General features: G+C 57.5%; 23 protein-coding genes. 9 read left to right on the forward strand and 14 right to left on the reverse strand.

Translation table 11 applies throughout. The features are described from left to right. Positions 1-9: 9 nt before the first annotated feature. From AC1ECN_RS21390 to AC1ECN_RS21405, 4 genes are all read right to left on the reverse strand, one after another. On the reverse strand, positions 10-603 hold the full coding sequence (locus tag AC1ECN_RS21390) for a protein-S-isoprenylcysteine O-methyltransferase (protein ID WP_477954035.1): 594 nt from the start codon (positions 601-603) through the stop codon (positions 10-12). Between the two features lie 50 nt (positions 604-653). Continuing rightward, entirely contained in the window at positions 654-1,238 is a 585-nt protein-coding gene (locus tag AC1ECN_RS21395) for a hypothetical protein (protein WP_064246030.1), read from the reverse strand. Between the two features lie 158 nt (positions 1,239-1,396). After that, positions 1,397-1,516 (reverse strand): hypothetical protein, encoded by a 120-nt coding sequence (locus tag AC1ECN_RS21400; protein ID WP_018243378.1) that lies wholly within the window; start codon positions 1,514-1,516, stop codon positions 1,397-1,399. A gap of 165 nt (positions 1,517-1,681) precedes the next feature. After that, positions 1,682-2,269 carry a L,D-transpeptidase gene (locus tag AC1ECN_RS21405; protein WP_164902005.1) on the reverse strand — a complete coding sequence of 196 codons (588 nt, stop codon included), beginning with the start codon at positions 2,267-2,269 and terminating at the stop codon, positions 1,682-1,684. Between the two features lie 230 nt (positions 2,270-2,499). On the opposite strand from AC1ECN_RS21405, the gene AC1ECN_RS21410 reads away from it, so the two are divergent. Beyond that, positions 2,500-3,255, forward strand: a complete 756-nt coding sequence (locus tag AC1ECN_RS21410) for an SDR family NAD(P)-dependent oxidoreductase (RefSeq protein WP_477954037.1) — start codon at positions 2,500-2,502, stop codon at positions 3,253-3,255. A 259-nt stretch (positions 3,256-3,514) separates the two neighbouring features. Here the strand turns inward: AC1ECN_RS21410 and AC1ECN_RS21415 are convergent, their stop codons facing one another. Beyond that, entirely contained in the window at positions 3,515-5,833 is a 2,319-nt protein-coding gene (locus tag AC1ECN_RS21415) for a membrane-bound PQQ-dependent dehydrogenase, glucose/quinate/shikimate family (RefSeq protein ID WP_477954039.1), read from the reverse strand. Positions 5,834-6,084: 251 nt separating this feature from the next. Here AC1ECN_RS21415 and AC1ECN_RS21420 point away from each other — a divergent pair, with 251 nt between their 5' ends. Further along, positions 6,085-7,194, forward strand: a complete 1,110-nt coding sequence (locus AC1ECN_RS21420; protein ID WP_018073635.1) for an acyltransferase family protein — start codon at positions 6,085-6,087, stop codon at positions 7,192-7,194. Between the two features lie 588 nt (positions 7,195-7,782). Further along, a complete protein-coding gene (locus tag AC1ECN_RS21425) occupies positions 7,783-8,079 on the forward strand; it encodes a hypothetical protein (protein WP_018073636.1) in 297 nt (98 codons plus the stop codon). A gap of 66 nt (positions 8,080-8,145) precedes the next feature. Here AC1ECN_RS21425 and AC1ECN_RS21430 read toward each other — a convergent pair whose 3' ends face one another. Then, a complete protein-coding gene (locus AC1ECN_RS21430; RefSeq protein WP_024319330.1) occupies positions 8,146-8,802 on the reverse strand; it encodes a sugar transferase in 657 nt (218 codons plus the stop codon). 452 nt (positions 8,803-9,254) lie between these two features. Here AC1ECN_RS21430 and AC1ECN_RS21435 point away from each other — a divergent pair, with 452 nt between their 5' ends. Continuing rightward, positions 9,255-10,007, forward strand: coding sequence for a Crp/Fnr family transcriptional regulator (locus tag AC1ECN_RS21435; protein WP_024319331.1), 753 nt, complete (start codon positions 9,255-9,257; stop codon positions 10,005-10,007). A 183-nt stretch (positions 10,008-10,190) separates the two neighbouring features. On the opposite strand, the gene AC1ECN_RS21440 is transcribed toward AC1ECN_RS21435, so the two are convergent. From AC1ECN_RS21440 to AC1ECN_RS21450, 3 genes are all read right to left on the reverse strand, one after another. Further along, complete coding sequence (locus AC1ECN_RS21440; RefSeq protein WP_477954042.1) at positions 10,191-11,213, reverse strand: glycosyltransferase family 2 protein; 1,023 nt, start codon at positions 11,211-11,213, stop codon at positions 10,191-10,193. A gap of 132 nt (positions 11,214-11,345) precedes the next feature. Continuing rightward, positions 11,346-12,257, reverse strand: coding sequence for a glycosyltransferase family 8 protein (locus tag AC1ECN_RS21445; protein ID WP_477954044.1), 912 nt, complete (start codon positions 12,255-12,257; stop codon positions 11,346-11,348). Positions 12,258-12,365: 108 nt separating this feature from the next. Beyond that, positions 12,366-12,566, reverse strand: coding sequence for a hypothetical protein (locus tag AC1ECN_RS21450; RefSeq protein ID WP_130673040.1), 201 nt, complete (start codon positions 12,564-12,566; stop codon positions 12,366-12,368). Here AC1ECN_RS21450 and AC1ECN_RS21455 point away from each other — a divergent pair. Beyond that, on the forward strand, positions 12,565-12,864 hold the full coding sequence (locus AC1ECN_RS21455) for a hypothetical protein (RefSeq protein WP_024319334.1): 300 nt from the start codon (positions 12,565-12,567) through the stop codon (positions 12,862-12,864). The genes AC1ECN_RS21450 and AC1ECN_RS21455 overlap by 2 nt on opposite strands. Positions 12,865-13,052: 188 nt before the next feature. On the opposite strand, the gene AC1ECN_RS21460 is transcribed toward AC1ECN_RS21455, so the two are convergent. The 5 genes from AC1ECN_RS21460 to AC1ECN_RS21480 form a co-directional block, all read right to left on the reverse strand. Then, positions 13,053-14,522 (reverse strand): hypothetical protein, encoded by a 1,470-nt coding sequence (locus tag AC1ECN_RS21460; RefSeq protein WP_130673039.1) that lies wholly within the window; start codon positions 14,520-14,522, stop codon positions 13,053-13,055. A gap of 125 nt (positions 14,523-14,647) precedes the next feature. Beyond that, positions 14,648-16,030, reverse strand: coding sequence for a polysaccharide biosynthesis/export family protein (locus AC1ECN_RS21465; protein WP_130673038.1), 1,383 nt, complete (start codon positions 16,028-16,030; stop codon positions 14,648-14,650). Between the two features lie 5 nt (positions 16,031-16,035). Then, positions 16,036-17,058 carry a glycosyltransferase family 2 protein gene (locus tag AC1ECN_RS21470; protein WP_477954046.1) on the reverse strand — a complete coding sequence of 341 codons (1,023 nt, stop codon included), beginning with the start codon at positions 17,056-17,058 and terminating at the stop codon, positions 16,036-16,038. Beyond that, the gene (locus AC1ECN_RS21475) at positions 17,055-18,821 is read right to left on the reverse strand and encodes a GumC family protein (protein WP_477954047.1); all 1,767 of its coding nucleotides are present in this window, start codon (positions 18,819-18,821) and stop codon (positions 17,055-17,057) included. Before AC1ECN_RS21475 ends, AC1ECN_RS21470 begins: the two co-directional genes overlap by 4 nt. Before the next feature lie 116 nt (positions 18,822-18,937). After that, positions 18,938-19,639 (reverse strand): sugar transferase, encoded by a 702-nt coding sequence (locus tag AC1ECN_RS21480; RefSeq protein ID WP_130673036.1) that lies wholly within the window; start codon positions 19,637-19,639, stop codon positions 18,938-18,940. A 474-nt stretch (positions 19,640-20,113) separates the two neighbouring features. Between AC1ECN_RS21480 and AC1ECN_RS21485 the strand changes: the two genes are divergently transcribed. The 4 genes from AC1ECN_RS21485 to AC1ECN_RS21500 all read left to right on the forward strand — a co-directional run. Continuing rightward, positions 20,114-20,851 carry a Crp/Fnr family transcriptional regulator gene (locus tag AC1ECN_RS21485; protein ID WP_130673035.1) on the forward strand — a complete coding sequence of 246 codons (738 nt, stop codon included), beginning with the start codon at positions 20,114-20,116 and terminating at the stop codon, positions 20,849-20,851. Then, positions 20,851-22,197 (forward strand): glycosyltransferase family 4 protein, encoded by a 1,347-nt coding sequence (locus AC1ECN_RS21490; RefSeq protein ID WP_130673034.1) that lies wholly within the window; start codon positions 20,851-20,853, stop codon positions 22,195-22,197. The genes AC1ECN_RS21485 and AC1ECN_RS21490 overlap by 1 nt, the downstream gene beginning before the upstream one ends. Further along, entirely contained in the window at positions 22,194-23,438 is a 1,245-nt protein-coding gene (locus AC1ECN_RS21495) for a glycosyltransferase family 4 protein (protein ID WP_064247350.1), read from the forward strand. Before AC1ECN_RS21490 ends, AC1ECN_RS21495 begins: the two co-directional genes overlap by 4 nt. A gap of 79 nt (positions 23,439-23,517) precedes the next feature. After that, positions 23,518-24,563 (forward strand): lipopolysaccharide biosynthesis protein (locus AC1ECN_RS21500; protein ID WP_477954050.1); only part of this gene is annotated, 1,046 nt, incomplete at its 3' end.

Consider the following 24,563-nt stretch of genomic DNA (forward strand, 5'->3'; position numbering starts at 1 on the left):
TTGCCACCTCTAATAAAGATAAGGGATGATGCGCTTGGTCTTCGCCATATACGCTTGATATTGAGGGCCGAAAACTTCCAGCATCATACGTTCTTCCTTGTCCACCCTTAGGAAGAATAGAACGGCGAAGCCGATCAGGCCCGCCATGCCTGCCACCCAGTTCGGCAGCAGAAACGCTTGTGAAAGCCCCATCAGAAGAAACGACGTGTACATCGGATGGCGGACAAGGGCGTACGGGCCAGCGCAYATCAATTCGTGCTGCTGGCGGATCTCCAGTGTAATCGACCAGTTTCGTCCTAATTGCTTGTGGGTTCTTCGAAAGACCCACATCGCGGCGCAGAAGAGTATTGTCCCGATCACGATGGCCCACAAATGGGCGGTATAGTCGGCTGCCTCAGGGATGCCGGTCGCGACGTAAAATCCCGGCACGATCGCAAGTCCGGCGAGGGCTGCCGCAAGCCCGACCGCCTCTGAACCGGTACGGCGGTTACTGACGACCGGCACTCGCTTTGCGCGACGCTCAAATGGGTATCGAATGATGCACCATGCAACAATTCCGAGAACCCAGATGACCTCGCCGACGACGGCTGCTGATAAGTTCAAATCAAGTCACCAGAACCTTTCCACGATCTGCCTTCTTGGATGCCCGGTAATCAACCTGTATTCATCTCCCGAAGGTTTGTAATGAACTGTTGCGGCCTTAGCCAAATGCTGGGCGCCTTATAACCCATGTGCCGTGCGATATCCGCCACAAAGGCATTGCAGTTGTATACCGATGCCTCCCAGAGACGAGAGGTTGCCTGCAGTTTGCGTATATACGCAACTGTGTCGTTATATTCATTATCACTCAGCATCACACGCCAGCTTGCTGATCTGTACTGCTCTTCCAGGTCACCGTCCGTCGCTCCGGTCGTGGCCGGAACCGGTATGAAGTGGCCTATTACATACTGCGCGGCATCGGGAGAAGCTGGGGCAAGCCCTGCAACTTCGGGATTGATCATATTTCCGTTTTTATCCGCCTGCCCAAAAACGACGTAGGTGTGGCCGTAGGTCAGCGCATAGCGTGAGCGGAATTCGATGAAATGCCTATTTGATTTGTTTTCAGCCGTATTGGTCGGAGCTACGCCTCTGCCGTTGGATGTATAATGCGGTAAAGGCCTTTTGTCTTCTGTCTGGCATGACGATGCCACGAACGCCAACATAACAACTAGCGACACACCGCCTCTTCCAAGCGCCATCACTAAGCTCCATATGCAGGCCCTGACGAATGCGAGCCCGAAGTCAGCATATAAAAATGCCACTCTTGCGCTTTGAGTTACCAAGGAGCGCAGCTTGGCGGTTTATGTAAGAAGAGGAAGGGTCTAGGGGACCCTTCCTAAGAATCAAACGCGATATGCTACTTGTAGACTGCTTCTGCCGGCGGTGGGGCCTTCCCCTTGCCTTTGCCAATCGACCCGCAAGCACTCAGATTGGCCACCGCAAACATCGCAACGATTACAATTAGAATTCTGCTCATCAGGAAGTCCTCTCCTCATCATGGCATAGCTTTTCAGGCTACACCTTAAAGTTTAGCGACAATCAGTACCCTAGATAGGGCAGACATGATGCAACATGCAACGAATCTACATTAGCAGATACATATTGCTATGGCCAACCCCGCGATTTCAAATGGTAAACACCATCAGATGACAACCACGCGCGTGCCTACGCGTGCACGGGAGTAGAGGTCGACGATGTTTGCGTTCGTCAGGCGAATACACCCATTCGAAACGGCACGGCCTATCGACCAGGGGGCATTCGTTCCGTGCAACCGGAACAGGGTATCTTGTCCGCCCTGGTAGAGGTAGAGGGCCGCTGCACCGAGAGGGTTGAGCGGTCCTCCCGGTACTCCATCGGCATACTTGGCCAGCCGGGGCTTGCGCTGAATCATGTCATTGGTGGGCTTCCACGAAGGCCACTCTGCCTTATAGCCGATGGTGGCCTCGCCCTTGAAACTCAGTCCTTCCTCACCGACGGCAACGCCATAGCGAGTCGCCAGTCCGTCTGCCTCCACGAAGTAAAGGTAGCGGCTCGCCGTATCGACGACGATAGTTCCGGGCGGTTCACTCCCCGTATACGCGACCTCCTGTCGTCGATAGCGGGGATCGGCATCCGGATCCCTCGCGAATCGGTAGCCCAGTGGCGGCCCATCGCCCGAAGTACATCCAGAAAGCATTAGAGCCAGGCTCCCCAGCACGAGCCCCCGGCGTGTAATATGCTGTTTGTCCATTTCCACCTGCCAAGTAACTCCGTCGATCCCGTTCATTCCAAATTAGCCCGTTCATTCCAAATTAGATTGCGACATCTTTTGATAAAGACACTCAACTCTGTGGAGGATGAGTTCGCAACACTGGCAACATCCGAAGCTGCGCAATACCATGCCCTTCTATTTATCCGTGAAACCCCTTGCATCAATAATCGCGCCGATCGAATATTAGCATATCAACAAGGACGGAGACGATGAAGCTTTGCCTGGAAGGAAAAATCGCGATCGTAACGGGCGCAGGTTCCGGAATTGGTGCCGCCGTTTCCCGACACCTCGCTGAGGAGGGTGCCGAGGTTGTTGTCGCCGATATCAATGCTAAGGCAGCACACACGATTGCCGCCGCAATCAGATCAGAGGGAGGCCGCGCCCGTGAATTTGTCGTCGATGTCAGTGACAGTGAAAGTGTGCAGAGACTTGTCGATTTTACCGTCGAGACATGTGGCGGCTTGGATCTGGCGGTCAATAATGCGGGAATCGACGGGGTGCGCGCAGCGGTCGCAGACTATCCGCTCGACAATTGGCACAAGGTGATGAACGTCAATCTGAACGGCGTCTTCTATTGCATGAAGTCCGAAATTGGCGCGATGCTGAAGCTGGGCGGCGGTGCAATCGTGAATATGTCTTCCACTCTCGGGACCGTTGGATTACCCACCGCGGCGGCATACACCGCGGCCAAGCACGGGGTTGTTGGACTGACGAAAGTCGCTGCGATGGAGTATGCGAGATTGGGTATCCGCATAAATGCCGTCGGCCCCGGCTGGATTGAAACGCCGCTTTTGTCAGAGCATCTTGAGGCGGCGAGTACGCGACGCATGGCATCGCTTCAACCAATGGGCAGGCGTGGAAAACCGGAAGAGGTCGCAGCTCTTGTGTGTTTCCTTTTGTCCGAGCAGGCCAGCTTCATCACTGGAGGGCACTACCTAGTGGATGGGGCCTATACTGCTCACTGAAGAAAGGGCTTGAGAAGGATGCGACGATGTCCAACCTGTCTCTATTTTGCCAGATGGCGTGGCTGACCGGGATGGCCCGTGTTTTACACGACATCGCGGTCCTCTCTGGTGATCCTGTCGGCTATCGCCATGACCGTAGCTGAGATTGGAAATAGCGCGCAGCAACCGAATCGATGTCTCGTATCAAGCGGAATACTCACGATACGCGCTGCCTTCGCGAGGTTTTCGGTCCAAGCTCCTCCATCACGCCCCCCCCCCGCTAATCTCGGTTCTTCAAAGAGAAGGCGAAGACGTAGTCGCCGACATCCTTCGAATAGGGTGCGCCACCAACCGATATCAGGACATATTGCTTGCCTGTTTTCGGTGAGACATAGGTCATGGGCGTCGCGCTCGAACCGACCGGCAGGGGATATTTCCAGAGTTCGGTACCGTTCTCGGCATCATAGCCGCGGATATAATAGTCCTGGAAGCCAGCGAAGAAGACGATTCCGCCGGCGGTCGCCGAAGTGCCGGCGTAGCTCGGCAGGCCCATCTGCATGGGCAGCTTGGTTTTGATCTTGAACGGCCCGAGTTCTTCGGCTGTGCCGGCCGGAACCTGCCATGCGATCTTGCGCGTATTCAGATCCACTGCGGTGACGGTGCCGAAGGGTGGTTGTGTGCAGGGAACGCGAAGCCTCGATGTCCACATCTCGGTGGCCATGGCGTAAGGCGTACCACGCTGGGGGGCGGAGGGGCCGTGCGCGGTTGTGGTCAGGGCAAAGTCGACGTATTCGGCGCGCGGAATGAGTGCAAAGAGACTGGGCACGCGGATATCGTTCATGAAGACCCGGTTGTTGGGCAGATCGACCGATACGCTTCCCCAATTGAGGCCGCCCAGATTTCCCGGTTGCTGGATCGCATACTGTGTGCCGATCGGGGTGAAATCGCCGTCGTAGCGCATCTTGCGGAATGCGATGCGGCATGCCAGCTGATCGAACATCGTCAGGCCCCAGGCCGTCTGCTCGGTCACGCGCTCCGCGCCGATTGTCGGCATGCCGACCGAGTAGGGCTGCGTCGGGGAGAGTTTCTCGTCCGGCGCGCCGCCTTCCTGCGGGACCGGCTTCTCCTGAACTTCGGCAAGCGGTGTGCCGGTCCGGCGGTCGAGGAGAAAAAGCTGCCCGCGTTTGGTGGTCTGCAGCAGAGCAGGCACGGTGGCGCCGTTGCCGTCAGGCAGGTCGATCAGGACCGGTTGGGCCGGCAGGTCATAGTCCCAGATATCGTGATGCACGGTCTGGAATTTCCATTTCTCGCGACCCGTCGTCACATCGAGCGCCACCAATGTCGCGTTGTACTGATCGGCGAAACCAGGGCGATTGACGCCGTAATAATCCGGCGTGGTATTGCCGAGCGGCGCATAGATGAGGCCGAGCTTGTCGTCGAATGCGGCCGTCGTCCACATGTTGGGTGTGGCCCGCGTATAGGTCTGGCCCTCCGGCGGGAGTTTGGTGATCTCAGGATTGCCGAGATCCCATGCCCATTCGAGTTCGCCGGTGACCACGTTGAACGCGCGGATGACGCCCGAGGGTTCGCCGGTCTCCTGGTTGTCTGTGACCCAGCCTCCGACGACGATCAGGTTGCGGGCAATCAGCGGCGCCGATGTCTGGAAATAATAGCCTGTCTTGACTTCGCCCATGCCCTGCGAAAGCTGGACGATGCCATTGTCTCCGAAGCTCTTGCAGAGACCGCCGGTCTTGCTGTCGATCTCCAGGAGACGGGCATCGATCGTCGTCTGCACCAAACGCTCGTTACAGAGACCATCGGGGGACGGGGTTTCCTTTGGCATCTTGTAGTAACCGAGACCGCGGCAGCGTTGCCAGTAAGGCGCCGTCGCCTTGGGATCGAAGGTCCAGCGGGGTTTGCCGGTATCGGCATCGAGCGCTGCGATTACATCTGTCGGTGTGCAGGTGTAGACCGTATCGCCGATCTGCAGAGGCGTGTTCTGATCGGCGCCATCGCTTTTCCCGGTGCGATATGTCCAGGCAAGATCAAGCTTGGACACATTGCCGCGGTTGATCTGATCGAATGGGGAGTAACGATCTCCTGCGGTGGTGCGGCCATAGGATGTCCAATCGGAGGGAGCGTTGTCGCCCTTGGCGGTCTTGTAGGCGGTGATGTCGGCGGAGGGGCGGATAACGCCGTGCGRCACGACGCTCAGGCCGAAACCGGCGACGAACAGGATCGCCGTGACCAAGGCGCCGCCATAAAAGAGCTTCCGGTTGGCGGTCGGGGAAAGTGACGGCGCAAAAAAAAGCGCAAAGCCCGCCAGCGCGATGGGGGACATCAAGCGGGCAAAAAGTGCCCAAAAATTGAGACCCGACTCCCATAACGCCCAGGGAAGGGTGAAAACGGCGACAAGCAGGACGATGAGGCTACCTGATATCTTCCGCCGCCACAGCAGAAACGCGCCAACCACATAAGCAAGCCCAACGATCGCGTAATAGGGCGAGCCGCCGAGGCGCAACAGCCAGGCGCCGCCTCCGATCAGCCCCAATCCGATAAAGGCGAGAACAAGACAAAACAGGGTGGCCAGAAAATTCATAGTCTCCTCATCCAATCCGCTGCCCGATCACCTGGATTCCAACTCCGACCGTCGCAGGGCACCTCGGGAAGCACAGGGCCATGGGTTGATGGTCAAATACGCATCTTCGCGAGAGGGGCGCTCTCGTTCAATTTTTAGCTGATGTACCTGTGGTCACTGACACACGGCCCCCATCCGGCAATGATGCGGTCGCCGCTCTGCTACGACGGCTTGCCATCCAAATCGAGTTAATACTTCTGAAAGGGGCACAGATGTTTCTCGGCGAAAAGCTTGATCAAGCGAACGGGCGACCGACAGGATTCGATTATATGCGATTACTCTTAGCCTTTTCAGTGCTTTGGATACATACAGCCCGCGTCACGTACGGCGATGACCTGTTTCTCTGGGAGTCACCCTTCCGCCCTGTTATCAAGTCAGTGCTGCCCATGTTCTTTGTCCTGAGCGGGTTCCTGGTGGCTGGCAGTCTTGAACGATCGAAGACATTGATCTCCTTTCTCGGTAACCGATTTATCCGGATCTACCCTGCTCTTGCGGTTGAGGTATTGCTGGCTGCCTTTATACTCGGAGCGATCTATACAGAGTATGACCTGCGTGACTATTTCACCGATCCTCAGTTCTTTACATATCTGATGAATGTCACAGGGCACATTCACTTCAATCTTCCCGGGGTATTCCTGGATAATCCTGATGCCGCGATGGTGAACGGACAGCTCTGGACGGTGCCCTTCGAGCTTGAGTGCTATGCGGTGATCGCCGCCCTCTTCTTGCTGGGCGTGGTCAGGCGGCGGGTGATTGCCCTTATCGCAACGCCGGCCTTGATCATAAGCTTCGGTATCGCAAGATATTGGAAACATGAAAGTGATTGGGCGAATATGCCGACGACCGCGTCGGGCAATCTGCTCATTTGTGCTTTTCTTGTGGGGGTGACCTTCTATCTCTACAAGGACAAGGTTCTTTGGGATATCCGAATTTTCCTCGCCTCGGTGGCATTCATACTGTGGGCCTATTGGTTCACCTCCTTTGGGGACTTTGTTGCCATTCCGGCCATGGGATATGTCACGGTCTTCCTTGGTCTCACCTCGCCCCGCAAGCTTGGCGTCCTGCGTGGAGCCGACTACTCCTACGGCGTCTTCCTCTATGGCTATCCGATCCAGCAGGCGTTCGTAGCGCTCGGGCCTTGGGCGCATAACTGGTGGCTGAACGGCATTGTCTGCAGCATCATTGCCACTTGCTTTGCCGCCTTCTCGTGGAGATTCATCGAAAAGCCGGCGTTGAAATTGAGGAAACAAGTCACCTGGCTGGAAAACCTCAGTCTCCAACGCGTCGCAAAACGGCAATTGGCCGGCGCGGTCTCGAAATAGGCTTGTCGACACCGGCCTCGATGCCGGCAATTCATTGCAGGTGTTCAACCGGCAAGGACATCAGCAGGGCTCGTCATAGCGGCGGGCCCTGTTTCGTTGTTGCGCGCCGATCACCTCAGATGAACAATCCGGGTCCATCGTAGGAGCCGAGTTTTGCGTAGGCTGTTGCTCAACCCTGATGCCGCCGCGCTTGCCGGACGAGCGTAAGCCCGATCGTTGCCAGCGCACATGCGCTCGAGCGTAAGCCTATGGCCAAATTCATCTTTTCAGGAACACAACCAGTGAACGTTCAGTTCGGCGAGAGAACGCCGGAGCTGCATTGCCGGCTCCTGTATAAGCCGCCGGTGCCTAAATCTTTCTGACTGCAATATCCAAGGATTTCTTGGGTTTAATCGGTAGAGCGGCCCTGCTGGGTGAATAGTCGAATATTATCCGACGTGGTTCAATCGACTTGCTGGGCGGATATTAGCAATATTTTAACCGTAATAGATAAAATACTTTGATCGGACTTCGTTTCGACTTTGGGTTTTGTCATGTCATTGAGGGCTGGCGGTGGCTTGAAGGAGGTGTGAAGAGAGGATCAGAATAATGCTGAAGAGCACGCTCGTCGTGGTTGCCGTCTCCATCGCTGCCGGAGCGACCATTCGCGCCTCGGCCTTTGCAATTTTTGCATTTCTGGTGGTCACGGCCTTGGGCGGCGTGATCCTGCTGAAAGGTACCTCCTTGACGGAGGCGGTCGTTTCCTGTGTCGAAGTGCTTGTATTGATGGAGATATGCTATCTGGTGGGTCTATTTGCCTTCTCCTTGTGGCATATTCAAAAGCGCCGGAAAAAGAACTCCATCACGGAGCGCTCCCATGTCACGGGCAAACGTCCTCATGGGTAATGACATGACCGAGGCCGCCGGATGCTCGGCCAAGCGAGGCGCGAAGCTGAAAGATTGCGACGCGCTTTAGGAATCCACCCTGGGCAGTAAGGCGTGCCGGGAAAGCAGGGCGGAGAGCGTCTTTGCCATGATCACGAAATCCAACGCCAGCGTCCATTTGGACAAATACTCGACGTCGAGGGAAACTCTATTCTGGTAGCTGACGTCATTGCGCCCGCTGGTCTGCCAATGGCCAGTCAGGCCGGGACGGACGGCCATGTAGGCGTAAGCATGTTCACCGTAATGTGGCAGCTCTTCTTTGCTAATGGCGCGGGGCCCGACGAGGCTCATTTGACCCAGCAACAGGTTGATAAATTGCGGAAGCTTGGCGAGGCTCGATCGTCTCAAAATATCGCCGACGACAGTGACCTGTGCTTTGGCCGTTGCGTCGGCTCTTGTCGTACGAAACTCGAGGCAACCAAACTCTTTTCCCTTATGACCGAGCCGACGATGGGAATTGAATACAGGCCCCCGATCACTTAGCGTTATGATGACTGCCACCGACAGAAGGAGCGGCGACAGAAGGAATAGGACACTTGCCGCAATGATGATGTCAAATGCACGCTTCAGAATTCTGCTGATCCTATGGGATTGTGACGAATTGAATGGACGCCTTTCCTGTCGAGCCCTGGCGAAATCCCGCCAAGGTTTGGTCGGGTTGACGCCCTGATTTTTTCCCGCCATCCGCGTCTCCGTTAGACAAACCCCAGAAATCACAGCCAAAGCTTGTTTTAATGCAAGTTTGATGTCTGTGACCGAGGTCATAATCTTCAATAAATTCCTTATACTCTGAAGAAATTCTTTTGACTATTTAAAATATTACCTTTGTTATTGAAATATATAACGGAGGCGCCATTCATATTTATTTTATATTCTTATATTACTCTTATAGTTGTTAACTTATTCTACAGGTAGGCAATTGTCATAAATTGTATAAAAACCGTCGCGCAGCTTCAAGGATTTTCTTGTGATAGAATTCAATATGAATTTTATTATATATAAATGTGAGGAGTCGTCATAATTATGTATAGTTTAAACACGAGATTTTTATTTTATTATTGTTTGACTTTCTAATTCAACTTATTACGAATGTCTCTCGAGATAGTAAGTCAATTAGTCTGCGTGGAGTTGCACTTATGGATGGGGCGATTAGCATCAGAGACGACAGGACTAGAGGAAGCGCGGCGCGAATTGGCGAAGCGATTACTTTCGGGACTGTAGGTATTGTTTACGGCGACCGGGGGGATTTGGATCACGAGTTCCCGTTTTGCCGCTCGAGTGTTCGAAAGTTTCGTCGCGGTGAGCTTATTGCCAGCGCCGGTGTTCTCATCGACATGTTCGCCCGCGTGCAGCGCGGAATGGTGAGTGCAAGCACCCCGCTTGCCGATGGACGAGAGTTCATCGTCGAAATCATTCCTAAAGGTGGCTTGATCGGCGAATTGGAGGTGCTGCGCAAGCAGTCTCTCAGTTTGGAATATCGGGCCTCCTCGGACTGCGAACTCCATTACTTCGACGGTCGGTTACTGCGCGACTTGTGTGCGAACGATCCGCAATTTCAGGTGAAGATCCTGTCAAAGGCGCTGGCGCGTGTTTCCGAACTCGAACTGCGGATCATTGCCAATGCCGGATCGAGTCTAAGGCAGAGAGTGGCCCGGACGCTGCTGCGTCTTTCTGCCCTGTACAGAATGGATGCGGAGAATAGCGGCGATGAGCTGATCATCTCCCAACATGACCTAGCCGCAACGCTGCCGGCGTCGCGTGAGAAGGTCAACCAGTGCCTGCGGCGTTTGCGCGAGAGCAAAGTGGTCGACGGGACACAGGGCAAAATCCGCATTCTCAACCGGAAGGCGCTAGAAGCTTACGCCGAGGGTGTGACGTCTCTCGTTTGAGGCGGCGCTTCGATAAAATAAACGGAACGGCAGAAGCCTCAACAGAACCCGCCGCCGGCGGGTTTTGTGTTTGATGGGGATTTGATAGTCAGACGATGCAGGCTGAAAGCTCGGGTTGACGTGTTGGCTCTTGTCTTCATGCGCGTCGTCCCAAAACCGCTGCGCATTTTTGGGCGACTTGCCTTAGACTTCGGTCTCGGAAGCATTCCTCCAGTATTTCCAGCCTTCACCCTGTATGAGCCCGTGATCGGACAGGTCCTTCCAGCTTCGGTAGGTCCCCGTATCGTCATGGACGAAGTCATCCATGTCCTTGCCTGAGGAGTATACGGTGTATTCTTCCGTATGTTGGGACCGGTGTGCCGCATCGGCAACCTTGTGCACGAAGGTCGACAGAAACTTGAAATGCAGAAGGGCGCCGGATACGCCGAGCGCTCCGCGCATGTCGCCCAAATTCAGCGAGAGCGGCCAGACCTGGTGCGATGATTTGAGAAACAGACGTTCACCCGCCACATAGACGAGAGGTATCTTGTTGAGCGCGGGGCCGTCCCACAGCCGGTCGTGGAAGTAGACCCGCCCGCGAACGCCACCCTTGATCCATATTGTTCGGTCGCKTTTGTCGAAATGCGCGACGTAGCCGGATCGGTCGAAGAGATTGCAGACCTCGAGCGGGTTGCGACCGGGCTCGCAGATGTTCTCGAGAACGGGATGCGGGCTATACATGTCGATCATGACCGAGCGGAGCGAGTGGCCGCCCATGGATTCGATATAGGCGGTCAATTGATCGATCGGCCGGGTGTCGCAATGGGGATAAACCAGAAATTCATCTGCATCAACGTACAGGACCCACTTCTCCCGGCAGTGCCGGTTGATGACTTCGTTGATCCAGTCGTTTCCGAATCTCGCCGCCTTGTAGGACCCATGAGCTGAAAGAAGGGAGACGTCGTCGAAGCTGGACAGCAACTCGGCCGTGCCGTCGTTCGAGCCGTTGTCGATGCAGATGAAGTGCTCGAAGCCGAGATCACGATAATACTGCAGGAAGAAGGCCAGGCGGTGCCCTTCGTCGCGGATGACGCAGATGACGACGTGACGCGCCTGCTTGAGCCCGCTGCGCAGCAGGTCATAGCGAACCTGCCGAGCCTTGAGCGACCGGCGCAGGCGGGCTTTCACATAATGCGAGATACTGGCGGCGGAAGCCCTATAACTCATATTCTGTCCTGAACATTATCCATTCCTGGAATGAATGGATGAATACTTGCGCTTCCGTCTGCAAATCCACGGCTCGACCGGCGACGCTAAGTTCAGTTTCGCGAACATTCAGGTCGGACCAGCAATACATCATCATACGGCATAATCGCCAACCAGCAGGCTCTGAACCCGAAGATTGGATTCGTTTTTCTCAATCGCGTGTTCGATGCGCGCCCGTATMGATCGATATTTATACAGCATCTTACGGTCGAAGCTTATTCCGCGATACAGCGAGTTGTAAATCGGATGTGCTTTGCGCAGGTCGACGTACACTTGGCTTTCTTTATCGGTCCATGGAAAGAAGGTTCCGTGCCATGGCTTCGGATGCGCCATATAATGGACGATCGACAAGGAGGACATGGTCACCAGATGAAGGAACTGTTTGGGGAAGTTCCACCGGTTCGATACGAGGATGAGCGATGAACCGCAGACATAATTCAAAGCGCCCTGATCATGTTTGCCCTCGCAGGCCTCGGGATTTCTAGCAAAAAGCTCAAGCGCCTCCTGTCCGATCCAGCCGTGGCGATGGAATTTCAGGACCCCTGCATTGAAATAGTGGCTGTCCTTTCCTGTGTCGAGGAAGTCATGGATCGCCGTGTAATCGCGCGCCGCGAAAAACCTGCCTTCGGGCACAGTTGTACTTTCGAAAGCACCCAGATCGCTGACGATCTGGGTATCCCCATCGAGGTAGATGATCTGGGTATAATGGGCAGGCAGGATCTCGCAAAGGACCAGCTTGGCCATCGTGCTGACGCTGATGCGCCCTTGGAAATGCGAACTGTCGAGCTTGCCGAGCGAGTCCTGCAGCGCCTCAGTCGCATCGATCAATATGACCCCGTTCGTTGCGAGCAGGCCTTTCAGCTCCTCGAAATTGTCGAGATGTTCCGACATGAGGACGCAGACATCGGTCGCGGGGCTTGCGAATTTGCGAGCCTGAAGCGCCGAGAGAATGGTCGGAAATGAATACTCGACATCCGTGACGTAGACGACGCACTGATTGTTCATGTCATCACCCTTCCGATTGTGCGCAATACGATTGAATCGGCATTGTCTTTGCGAGGCGAGGGAACAGTTGTGAATTGAGCCGACAGCTCTGTCATATGAAGGCCCTGTTCAGTATATATTGCCGACATCCAGTCCAACTGGTGCTGAATCGGTGTCTCGCTGACGGCGGCTTTTGTGTGTTTCATTGTTGAGGTATTCATTGTGAAGAATGCCTTGTCTGTCATAAGGCTGTGTTTCGACATATCGTTTCGCGGTACGACGATTGATGCCGGGACGTTTGGTGAATGCGGAGGGGAGGGGGATTGTCATGTTGATCACCATACTTGTGGCAGCCGTCATTTCGATCGCTGCCGGGGCTTCCATCCGCGCCTGGGCTTTCGCAATTTTTGCATTTCTCGTGGCAATCGGCTTCGGCAGTGTGGCTTTCGCCGACGGGTCTTCGGTGATTGCGGCAATCCTCTTTGGTGTCGCCATTCTCTCGCTTATGGAAATCGGCTATCTGGCGGGCGTGTTCCTCTCGGGGTTTTTGCGACGCAGTGCCAGGCTGCGGGAAAACAATTCCGCTGCAGATAGCGTCGCGACCACCCGTGAGCGCCCGCAAGGCTAATATCGACATAGAATCCGCCGCATAGCCCTCTGCGGATGGCCTTGCGGGACGGCGTTCGTTGGCCAGGTTGTTTTTACAGGCGATTCTTGAAAGATGCGGTGTGGCCGGCCGGCTTCGGCCCCGTGCCGGCGCGCCAACGGCTTGATGRGATTGCCATGCTACGCCATGGCGGAGCTCCACAGCGGGCGTCATCGTGTTGAGAACATCGGCGCTCTCATCAGAGATGTCGATGTCTCCAGTGGAGTCCGGTTGGCAAGCGATCGGGTCGCGCGGCATGGCGAGGTATTGGTTGCCGCCAGGCAGCCGGCCGCCAGACCGGCCGTGGTGCTGAACAGCAAACCGAGATCGGTGCCGCTTCCCGATATCGCCGCCGAGGCGACCTGGGCGATGGATGCCATCACCGCCGCGTTTCCGATCGCGTGCATCTCCCGATCGCCTGACCTATGCCGGCCGGAGGCTCTGACGAGGCTGTACAGGAATGCGGCGAAGAGAAGAGTGCCGGTCAATCCGACATTGGAAAGCAATGCAGCGATGAAGCTCGAGGCTCGAACCGTGCCGAGTCCGGCGCCGAAGGTGGCAGTATCGACGAATGCGATCAATGCCAGCGTGTTCCAGGCAGTGCGCTCTTCGCCGGATTGCGATTGAAGCTTGTCCGACAAGGTGGTGTTCACCAGGCCGGCGATGGAATCCCACGCATCGGGGACAAGGCTGAGCGCGACGATGGCGCAGGGAATCAAGAACAGCGTGATCACCAGGAGTGTCACGTGCGGGGTGGTGGCCGGGCCGCCGATCAGTCGCTTCAAGCAATACAGCACGAACATGCAGACAATGAAGATGCCGGCGATATAGGCGGTTGTCGATGTGCAAAGGACGATCGTCGGGCCGATGAAAAGCGTTGCAAGTCCCGCCATGCGGCTTTGGACGCGCTCCAGCCAAAGCATGAGCGTGAAGGAAAAATAGGCCAATGCGACCGCGCCATAAGTGCTTGCTTCGGGGAACGAACCGACGATGCGTTTGAAGCCACTGATCGTCTCGGCCGTATGCATCGTATAATTCGCATTTCTGATGACATCGAGCAGGTAGGACTGGTCAGTCAGGAACGTTCCGATATCGATCAACGCCAGGGCAAAACATGCGATCGAGGCGACGATCAACTGCAGTGCGATAAAACGGGCATAGCCGAGCCTGGCAAGCCCCGAGATGACGGCAAAGCAGGCGAGGTCGCCGAGCAGGTAGACGGACTGGCTGAGATTAGACGAACCCGGCGACAAGGGAGCGGCCACCGTCGACATCATGCCCGTGGCGTCTCGTGCAGAGGAGTAGACCAGGGTCGCGCCTGCAAAAATGCGGGGCAAAAAGAAAGACGATGCCACAGAAAACAGGATGTAGGCGGCAAACCAGAAACCGGGACCCGGATAGGCGAGGCTGGTCAGCATGGCCTGTGTTTGAGCCGGGCGCAGCAGGGCGGCGGCCACGAGAAAAAGCACCAGAAGATGGCTCGGCTGGATGCTGCTGCCGCCGAGCGCGGGCAATTGGAGAGCCGCTGCGGCCCCCAGCAGCGTCGACAGGCAAAGGGCCGCGACCGCAAAACGCGCGCCGTTGACCATGCCGAGCAGGCCGAGCAGCAGAACGATGAAACCGATCGGTTCTATCGACATGCTTCAGATCCCGATCCGGACGGCGAGCGGCGGAGGCATCGGTTTTGCCGAAGACCGGCATCCGCCTTTCGGCGCGATGCTTGAGGCGGAAGCCGCCAGCTGTCGTCGATGCTCACAACCGCCCCCTAATTCGATCCCGTCTGGGATATCCAGCCGGCAGCCGCTTGATTATCGCCTGCCACATTCGACAGCGGGACGGTCGAGCTTTGCTGCGGTGCGGACTGCAGCTGCAGCGGAGGCGACGGCGTCTGAAGGTCGGTGTCGACGCCGATTTCGACGACATCATGCGGCCGCAAGGTGGTTGTCTCGTCCGCCTCGATGTTGCGATAAGTCCCGTCTTCGTTGCGACGCACGATCCTGTAGTTCTTCTGCGCTCTGCCAAGGCCCGGCGTTTCCGTATTCATCTGGGCGAGCTGCGCGCTGTAGCCAGCCTGCTCGCCCAGAAGCTGGGCCACCTGGATATCGATCGCCGCCCTGCCGATCGCCAGATTGACCTGGTTCAGCAGTTCCTGGTTTTCGCTGTTCTGCCGGTTGACGATATTGATCTTCGAGCGGTCGGCTTCGCTGAGCCCCTGGCGAGCCGTGGTCAGGGCGACTTCGAGATCGATCAGGGTGCCTTGCGCATCCGCGACCCCGCGGTCGACCGAGACCTGACGGGAATTGCTGACCAAGCCCTTGCTCACCAGGCTGTTGACATTGTCTAGTTCCTTCTGCGCCAGGTCGATCTGCCGTTTTTGCGAATTGATCTTGGCCTCGAGAGACTGGACCTGCTGGCCGTAAAGACGGCTGAGGTCGCTTGCTGCTTCGATCTGGCTTTCGATATCGACGCGTCGCAGCCGCATCAGGTTCAATTCCTGCGCCTTCAGCTTGTCCACATCGGGCGTTCCGGCGAGCTCGACAGGGATCTCGAAACTCTGTTCGCCGGCAATCTCGGCGCGCAACCGCGCCTGGCGCATCAGAAGATCGCGCCGGTTGAGAATGGCGGTTCGATAGGCGCCGGCGGCCTGGATCCGGTCGCGCTCGAAGACGGTATTTTCCTCGCGCTCCCGAAGGAAGCCGCCAGCGATGCTGACGGCCTTCATGACGGTCATATCGGCCTCAAAAGCATAGCGCCCAGGGGTCTGCACGGTTCCGGTTACGAAGATCGGTGCATGTTGAGCGATCTCCACCGCGATGAACGGTTTTCCCGGCAGTTCGGCCTTTTCGGAGAGCGCAGTGGCGATCGCATCGGAAACCTGTTCCGTCGTCTTGCCGATCGCCTGTACCTGGCCAGCGATCGGGATCGCCAGATTGCCGGCATCATCGACTGTATATGTCCCGCCGAGTGCCTCCCAGCTCGCATACCGGGCATCCGAAGATCGCCATTCGACGACACGCAGTCGCACCTGATCTTCCGGCACGAGGGTATAGTTTTCCGCATGGGCGACGCTCCAGCCGGTCAGGCAGGAAGATACCAGCAAGGCAAGGGCGGCGGAGATGAGGCGATCGGACAAGGATGTGCGCTGCATGTCTGCTATCTCCGTTTCGTTGCGATCGACGGCGAAGGCATCTCGCGCGGCGAGGGATTGCCGAATTCGAGAATGCGGGATGGAGAGGCGCGGCCGATAAGAAGATCGGACAGGGCCAGCAAATTGCCGTTCAAACGTCCCCAACGGTCGATCAAGCGATCATTGAACAATAGGCCCCGCGTATTCGCCAGGATGTTACGGCCGATCTGTGCAACGGCACGGCCCTTCGACATCGTGCCCTTCCGGGTCAGGTAGACAGGATTGGCAACCTGCGAATAGCCGAGTCTTCGGCCGGGCTGGCGCCCGGATCTGACGCCGAGGTGCACCCCGCGGGCACCTTCGACACGTACGGACCTGCCATAGCGGGCGATGGACCGGCTGAAATCGACATCCTCGAGCCAGCCGTAGAGCGGCAATTGTTCATCAAAGGCCAGCGCGTGCTCGATAATGGGTGAAAGGCGAACCGCCATATTGCATCCGTAGGCGTTATAGACATCCGTCACCTGCACGGCTCCTTCGGCCGCAGTTTCAAGAACCTGCAGGGCGTTTGACATGCTGAGGCCGCCGTCGAGGATGCCATCGGCCAGAACTTCGCCGGTGGCGATCGCCACGTCGGGGTTTGCCGCAAAGACAGCCGCCATCCGCGACAGGAAGGTCACGGCGGGAATGAAGTCGTCATCCAGGAAGATCAGAACATCCGTATCGGYAGCGGCCGCCTGGATGATTCTGTTGCGCTGAGAGGTCAGGCCGCGGCTGCCGACAATGACTTCCACGTCGCGGCGGTCGGCGAGCCCGGCTGCGTCGTCGATCAAGGGCACGCAGACGATCAGCCGCTCGGCCTGATCCTGCAGGGCCGTGAGATAATCCACCGTCTCCCGCAGTATCGAGGGGCGGCCGGCCGAAGCGATCCCCACGGCCATTCGCAATGGGCGGCTCGCGTGCCCCGCCATGGCTTCAGCGCCGCAAGGAACAGGCGCCGGTCCGATCGGGCTGTCCTGCCTGGTTGCTTCTGCCGAAGGTGAGGTCATGACTCTATTCTTTTCGGTGCATGATTGATGATCGCGCCGAGGATCTCCGCGCCGACATTCCGCAGGGTGTCGATGACGCGCATGGTGTCGTCGATCGAGGTGCGCCCGTGCGACGTGACCACGAGGACACCGTCCAGTTCCGGCGCGATCGCATTGGCATCCGGCGACGCGGAGAATGCGGAAATGWCGACGAATATGGCGTCGAACTCCTTTTTCAGGTCGGCGAAACTCAACTGCGTACGGCGGGAACTGAGGCGTATGGCTGGCGTCACCGCTTCGACTTTGCCGAGGGGAAGGAATTTCAGCGTCGGGGTGAGGGGCAATGCCGCCGTCTGGAACAGTTCGCCATTTTCGAGAACATCGACGAGGCCTGTCGAACTATGGGGGGCGATCGATTTGCTGAGCGACGATTTCTGTGCGGCTGCATCGATCAGCAGCGTGTGAGCGCCTGATATGGAGGACAGTACCGCAAGTTCGCATGCTATGGTCGACGCCCCGCCGCCGGGATTGACGGCGACGATTCCAATGACGACCCGGCGTTTGCGCCGAAGACCGACGACCGTCGCGCTCAGTTCCGCCATGCCCGGTATGACAGGATAGGCGGCTGTGCTGCTGCTGCCAGTACCGGCGGCGAGGAAACGTGCAGGATGACCATTGCGGATCCGCCTCGATGTCGCCAGCAAAGTGACAAAGGGCAGTCCACCGGCTTCCGCGATCTGATGGGGGCGGATGATCCGGCGATCGCCAGCGTGCCTGATCATGGCGAGTGCGAAGCCGACGCCAAGACCAACCGCCGCCGCAAAGGCGATGATGAGCGTGCTGCGCGGTCTGGCTTTCGAAAGCGGCAAGGTGGCCCGAGAGACGATCGTGGCATCCGACACCGGGTAGGTGATGCGCTGCCTGGCTTCGGTCAGCTGATTCAAGGTATTTTCATAGAGGGTGCGGCGGGCGTCAGTCGCGCTCTGCAGCTCCGCAAGCTTGAACTGATCGCGCGGATTGCTCGTGAAGCTGGCCAGGGCACTGGCCGCTTCGGCCAGTCCGCGCTGCTGCTCGCTTACGAATCTGGTCAGCCATTCGCTGTATTGCCGGGACGCATTGGCCTTCATTGCGATATTCTTCTGGATATACTGCCTGGCCAGCGTGTCGGCGATATCGACGGCCTGCTGCGGGGTCGACGCTGCAGCCGATATCTCGATGATCGTCGAACTCCCGATCCGGCGTACTCCCATCATGTTCAGCAGCGTTGCGACCGCCCGATCATGGATCCGCCCGTCTTCGATCTGCTGTTGCGGCTGTCTGTCACGCGGCCCTGTGCCCACTGCTTCCTGCGATTCCGTATCCGATTCAGAAGAAATCCCCATCAACCAGTTCTTTGCCCTATCCTGCAGCGAAGGCGCCTGATCGACAAAGTCGGGATCGGTATCGAGACCAAGCGCCCTTACCGTTTCGCTGATGACATCGCTGGATCTGGCGATCTCCAGCTGTCCCTCTATGAATGCGTCTTCTGCGAAAGACCTTTGTGCTTCGGTGCCGCTCACTTGCGGGAAGATCACAAGTTGCGTGCTGGCAACGAAAGTCGGCTCGGCGCTCAGCACATAGATCCCCGCCATTGCGAGGAAAACGAGCGTCGTCGCCACAATCCACCGCCAGCGCATCCCGAGAAAGAAGAGCATATCTCGCAAGGTCAGCGGCGAATTCCCGCCAGTGGCTGCGGCAGGCAGAGATATCGGAGAAACACCGCTGAAGATCGTGCTTGAGGTCATGTTGTCCTAATCCAAAATGGCGAGATCACGGAGCAACCAGGGAGTGGCGGCTTGGAGGGGACGGGGGCAGCGTGTCTTCCGATTTCAAGCATGGTCGGCAGCTTCCCCTTGAATGCTCAGTACGAGCCGCGCTGCGAAAACAGAGCGGGAATGGTCTTAGCAATGATGACGAAGTCCCGGCCGAGCGACCAGTTGTCGAGATAGTGAACGTCGAGGGAAACCCGGTACTCATAACTGACATCGTTGCGCCCGCTGGTCTGCCAGTGACCGGTCAGGCCCGGGCGGACGGCCATGTAGGCCCAAATATGCTCGCCGTAGCGCGGCAATTCCTCGGCCGTGATCGGCCGGGGGCCGACAAGGCTCATGTCGCCACGCACGATATTGATCAGCTGGGGGAGTTCGTCGATGCTCGACCGCCTCAGGATCTCTCCGACGGCTGTGACCCTCGGATCGTCCTTCAGCTTGCGTGTCTCTTCCCATTCGCTTCGCGCAGCCGGGTTGTTTTGCAGCAATTCGGCAAGCTGAGCACCCGCATCGGTCTTCATCGTGCGAAACTTGAGGCACCCGAACGGCGCTCCACCGACGCCGATACGCGTATGGGAATAGAAGACCGGGCCGCGGTCGCTCATCTTCACGATTATTGCGACGATCAACAGAAGCGGGGAAAGCAGGATCAGCGCCGTGATTGCGATGAGAAGGTCTATCGCGCGCTTCGACGATCTGCCTGCCGCACGAGGCCGGGACGAATGGAGATCGCCGCCCTTCGCGGACCGTCCGACACGCGACCAGGCCTCGAAACTATGTGCATCCCATGTCATCGGCGGGTCTCCAAAACATTCCGATTAAGAACCGTTCAAAGTTTGCTGCGCCGCACTCTGGTTGTCTGTTACCAAGGTCATAATCCTTAATAAATTCTTTATGCTACTAACGGGCAATAGAGAATTTGGATTACACCTTGATGGCCTTCTTTTCGTTTCAAACGACAATCTAACCTAATTCGGAGCGATTATTTGCTGATACTTATTTATCAGTTTTGATATCATCATTTCGATTATTGCCGTTTTTAATTCAGTAAGCCATTTTATTAGGCAGTCATATTCGATCAAACGGCAGTTTTTTAGCTTCATTGAGATTTTGAATTCAGTTCATGATGTATATTTTGTTTTTGGGCCAAATAGATGCTTTATCTTTACGTTAAATTCCTGTGATGTTATTTGACTCTCATATTAAGGCAATATAAATGATGCGGTGCAGCATTTTCTATGGTTATTCGAGTACTCGGAGTTATGCGCATGGATGGGGCGACACACACATCAGATCGCAAGGCCGGCATCGGCAAGCCGGCGATATCGGCTAACGGCAGCATTCATCTCAACAGCCGCATCGTCATCGACGACGAATTTCTTTCCTGCCGGTCGAGCGTCCGGCGATTCCGGCGCGGCGAAGTCATCGCCGGGGCCGGCGTCCTCGTTGATACCTTCGCGCGCGTCCATTCGGGGGTGGTCAGCGCCAGCACGATGCTGCCCGACGGCAGGGAATTCATCGTCGAGATCATTCCGAAATCCGGCCTCATCGGCGAGCTCGAGGTCCTGCGCAGGCAGACGTTGAGTCTCGAATACCGCGCCGGTTCCAACTGCGAACTGCATTTCTTCGAAGGCAGGCTGCTGCGCGACATGTACGCCAGCGATCCCTGCTTTCGCGAAAAGGTTTTCTCCAGGGCGCTGGCGCGTATTTCAGAGCTTGAACTCCGGATCATTGCGAATGCGGCGTCGAGCCTGCAGTCGAGGCTGGCCAGCACGCTGCTGCGGCTCTCCGCTGTTTATGGAAAAGATGCGGCAAATAGCGGCGACGAACTAATCATCTCGCAAAATGACCTGGCCGCGACGCTGCCGGCGTCCCGCGAGAAGGTCAATCAATGCCTGCGGCGCCTGCGGGAAAGCAAGATCATCGACGGGGGGCAAGGCAAGATCCGCATTCTCAACCGCAAGGCGCTGGAGGCCTGTGCCAACGGCGCGGTTTCGGTGAAGTGATGCGCCCATCGCTTCCCGAGGCTCTCCGATCCGCAGCAAGCGTCGGCCGCTTTCCCGGCCCAGGCACGACAAGGATCGATCGCGTGGTCATCATCGACGACTACTCGGTGGCCAGAGGCGGCGCGACGGCGCTGGCGGTGCTGTCCGCCAAGCTTTTTCGGGGGCTCGACATCCCCGTGACCTATATTTGCGGGGATGACGCCGCCAATGTGGAGCTTGTCGCGCTCGGGGTTTCGATGGTCGGTCTGAACAGCCGCGACCTGCTCAGCGCCGAGCGTGCGAAGGCTTTCGTGACCGGCATTCACAATGGCGCCGCTGTCCGTATGGTCGCGAACTGGGTTGCCGCAAACGACACCGCCAATACCGTCTACCATGTCCATGGCTGGCACCAGATCCTGTCTCCGGCGATTTTCAAAGCACTGGCGCCGGTCGCTGGACGATGCGTGGTTCACGCGCATGATTTCTTTACCGCCTGCCCCAACGGCGCCTTCTTCGACTATCAGGCGCAGGAGATCTGCCTTCGGCGCCCGCTCGGCGGAAGCTGCATTGCGACGGCTTGCGACAAGAGAAGTTATTCGCACAAATTGTGGCGGGTCGCCCGCGGCTCCAATATCCTGCGGCTGCTGAAGGATCAGGCCGATTTCGGCCGGATCATCCTGCTGCACGAGAAGATGGCTGGCTTTCTCGTCGGCGCCGGATATCGGCCCGAACGCCTGACGACGATCCGCAATCCCGTCGCTCCGCTATCCATCAAACGCATCGAGGCGGAGGCCAACGACGAGTTCGTCTTCATCGGGAGGCTGGATGAGGAGAAGGGCATAGAAGACGCGGTGGCCGCCACGCGCAAAGCCGGCGTCCGGCTCTGCGTGATCGGGGACGGGCCGCTGATGCCGCTGGTCGCAGCTTCGGGAGATCACGTCAGGGCCGTCGGCTGGCAGTCGCATGCGGAGATCGGCCCGATCATCCGCAAGGCGCGCGCACTGTTGATGCCGTCGCGCTATCCCGAGCCGTTCGGTCTCGTCGCTATCGAAGCGGCCAGGAGCGGTCTGCCGGTCATCATGTCGCGCAGCGCCTTTCTCGCCGAGGAAATGCAAAGAGCCGGCATGGCGCTTGCCTGCGATACGGCTGACGAAAGCGCCTTTGCCGATACCTTGACGAGATTCAGCCAAATGCCGAGACATGAGGTCCGCGCCGTGAGCGAGCGGGCTTTCCGGCTGTCGCCGGATCTCGCCTCGACACACGAGGAATGGCGCGACGCGCTTCTTGCCGAATACCAGAGCCTGATTTCGACGAATGCGGTTCCCGAGCTGACAGACGGTGTGGTGATACAAGGAGTATCGAGTTGACTCTTAAAGCAACAACCTCTCTTCCCGACGCGAGGGCATTTCTCGGCGATGCGCCTGTCATGGCGAAAAGACGTGTCGCCGAAGCCGGAGGCGCGAGCGACACGAAGCAGCTTCGTGTCGCCATCGTGCATTATTGGCTCGTTTCGATGCGCGGCGGCGAGAAAGTCGTCGAAGAGCTGTGCCGCATGTTTCCGCAGGCCGACATCTTCACCCTCGTCTGCAACCGGGATCGCATCAGCGATTTTCTGAAGACGCGGAACATCCGCACGTCCTTCCTGCAGAAGATCCCCGGCGCGCAACGGCATTATACCAAGATGCTGCCGCTGATGCCCTTCGCGCTCGAGCAGTTCGATCTGCAGGACTACGATCTCGTGCTGTCGAGTGAATCCGGACCCGCCAAGGGCATCATCACGCGCGCCGACGCGCTGCATGTCTGCTACTGCCACTCGCCGATGCGCTACATCTGGGATCAGTTCCATGTCTACCGTCATGGCCTGCCCTGGGTTGGGCGCGCCTTGATGTCGATCACCGCGCCCATGTTGCGCGCCTGGGACGTGACGACGTCCTCGCGAGTCGATGTGTTCGTCGCCAATTCCGATTATGTCGCAAGCCGCATCCGCCGTTTCTACGACCGGGAATCCATCGTCATCCATCCGCCCGTTGCGACGGACGATTTTGCGGTGGGGAAGGGAAAAGGCGAATTCTATCTCTATGCGGGTCAGCTGACCACCTACAAGCGGCCGGATATTGCCGTTCGCGCCTGCACCGAGGCCGGGCGGAAGCTGGTCGTGATCGGCGAGGGAGAACAATTGGCTTATCTGAAGTCGATCGCCGGACCGACCGTTGAGTTCCTCGGCCATCAGCCGTTCAACGTTCTGCGCGACCACCTGTCGCGATGCCGCGCGCTGTTGTTTCCCGGCACGGAGGATTTCGGCATCCTTCCGGTGGAAGCCATGGCATCGGGGCGACCGGTCCTGGCTTTCGACGCCGGCGGMGCCAGAGAAACCGTTTCCTCGCCGCAGGTCGGTTTTCGCTTTGCACAGCAGACCACGGAAGCTCTGTTGGAAACGATGGCGGCGTTCGAAGAGGTGGAGGACGATATCGATCCGCATGCCATCCGCGCGCACTCGCTGAAATTCTCTTCCGCCGTGTTCCGCGACCGTCTGTCCAGCCTGATCGAACAACAACTGTCCACCCATGGCGACCGATCCGCCGAGGTCTTCAGAAGACGGCCGGGCTGACGGAAAAGGACGGAGTTGCCTGTCTTGCCGCTGCGACCGAAACCGTCTCAATCCGTCGATAAGGAATAGAAGATAGATCATGTCAAGCGTATCTCAGAAGACGGCGACGGCGAGTATCTGGACAATCGGCGGCAAATTCCTGGCGCGACTGCTCGATTTCGTCAGCCTCCTGATCCTCGCAAGGCTTTTGAGCCCGGCGGATTTCGGCCTTGTCGCCATCGCGACCTCGGTTCTGGTCATCGTCGAGACAATCCTGGACCTGCCGCTGACGCAGGCCCTGATGCGCCAGCCGTCGCCTTCGGACGATATGTTTGCCACGGCCCTTACCCTCAGCCTGCTTCGAGGCGTGGCCATCAGCATACTGATGATGATCATTTCCTGGCCGATGGCTCTGATCTATGACGATTCCCGGCTTTTCTCGCTTGTAGCCGTGCTCTCCATCGCGCCTGCGATGCGCAGTGTGATCAGCCCACGCATGGTTCTGTTCATGCAGCGGTTCGATTTCAAACGCGAGTTCGCACTCGATCTCATCACCAAGGGTTCGACACTGCTGTTCGGTGTCGGGGTGGCGGTCGCGACCGGCAGCTATTGGGGACTGGCGATCGGCGCGGTTGCAGGCCCGACCGCCGCGGCGATCACCTCCTATGTCTTTGCGCCGATGCGACCGAGGTTCAGCCTTTCCGAGTGGAAGCACTTTCAGGACATGATCAGCTGGAACACCGTGTCGCAGGTGCTGAGTTCGATCAACTGGCAACTGGACCGGCTGCTTTTGCCACGCTTTACCGGCTTGTCGACGTTCGGCGCCTTCAGCGTCGCCGACAATATTGCCGGTATTCCATACCAGACCTTTGTTGGGCCATTGTTGCGCCCGTTGATGGCGGCATTCTCGACCGTCGAGGACCGTCGTAATCTGATCGCTGCCTATTTGAAGGCGACGAACGCGATCACCTTCGTGGCCGCGCCCATCCTCATCACGCTCGCGCTTCTTGCCGAGCCGGCCGTACGGATCATCGTTGGCGAGAAATGGGCATCCGCCGCGCCGATTCTGCAATGGCTGTGCATCGTCAGTCTGCTCGGTCTTCCGACGAACATGATGCCGCCATTGGCCATGGTCCTGAATAAAAC

The sequence above is a fragment of the Rhizobium sp. 01N447_2 genome (assembly GCF_056399245.1).

Bases quoted from the DNA above. Each gene is read 5' to 3' on its own strand.
- AC1ECN_RS21395 (WP_064246030.1), bottom strand. From the start codon at position 1,238: ATGGCGCTTGGAAGAGGCGGTGTGTCGCTAGTTGTTATGTTGGCGTTC.
- AC1ECN_RS21400 (WP_018243378.1), bottom strand. From the start codon at position 1,516: ATGAGCAGAATTCTAATTGTAATCGTTGCGATGTTTGCGGTGGCCAAT.
- AC1ECN_RS21405 (WP_164902005.1), bottom strand. From the start codon at position 2,269: ATGGACAAACAGCATATTACACGCCGGGGGCTCGTGCTGGGGAGCCTG.
- AC1ECN_RS21410 (WP_477954037.1), top strand. From the start codon at position 2,500: ATGAAGCTTTGCCTGGAAGGAAAAATCGCGATCGTAACGGGCGCAGGT.
- AC1ECN_RS21420 (WP_018073635.1), top strand. From the start codon at position 6,085: ATGTTTCTCGGCGAAAAGCTTGATCAAGCGAACGGGCGACCGACAGGA.
- AC1ECN_RS21425 (WP_018073636.1), top strand. From the start codon at position 7,783: ATGCTGAAGAGCACGCTCGTCGTGGTTGCCGTCTCCATCGCTGCCGGA.
- AC1ECN_RS21430 (WP_024319330.1), bottom strand. From the start codon at position 8,802: ATGGCGGGAAAAAATCAGGGCGTCAACCCGACCAAACCTTGGCGGGAT.
- AC1ECN_RS21435 (WP_024319331.1), top strand. From the start codon at position 9,255: ATGGATGGGGCGATTAGCATCAGAGACGACAGGACTAGAGGAAGCGCG.
- AC1ECN_RS21455 (WP_024319334.1), top strand. From the start codon at position 12,565: ATGTTGATCACCATACTTGTGGCAGCCGTCATTTCGATCGCTGCCGGG.
- AC1ECN_RS21450 (WP_130673040.1), bottom strand. From the start codon at position 12,566: ATGACAATCCCCCTCCCCTCCGCATTCACCAAACGTCCCGGCATCAAT.
- AC1ECN_RS21460 (WP_130673039.1), bottom strand. From the start codon at position 14,522: ATGTCGATAGAACCGATCGGTTTCATCGTTCTGCTGCTCGGCCTGCTC.
- AC1ECN_RS21465 (WP_130673038.1), bottom strand. From the start codon at position 16,030: ATGCAGCGCACATCCTTGTCCGATCGCCTCATCTCCGCCGCCCTTGCC.
- AC1ECN_RS21480 (WP_130673036.1), bottom strand. From the start codon at position 19,639: ATGACATGGGATGCACATAGTTTCGAGGCCTGGTCGCGTGTCGGACGG.
- AC1ECN_RS21485 (WP_130673035.1), top strand. From the start codon at position 20,114: ATGGATGGGGCGACACACACATCAGATCGCAAGGCCGGCATCGGCAAG.
- AC1ECN_RS21490 (WP_130673034.1), top strand. From the start codon at position 20,851: ATGCGCCCATCGCTTCCCGAGGCTCTCCGATCCGCAGCAAGCGTCGGC.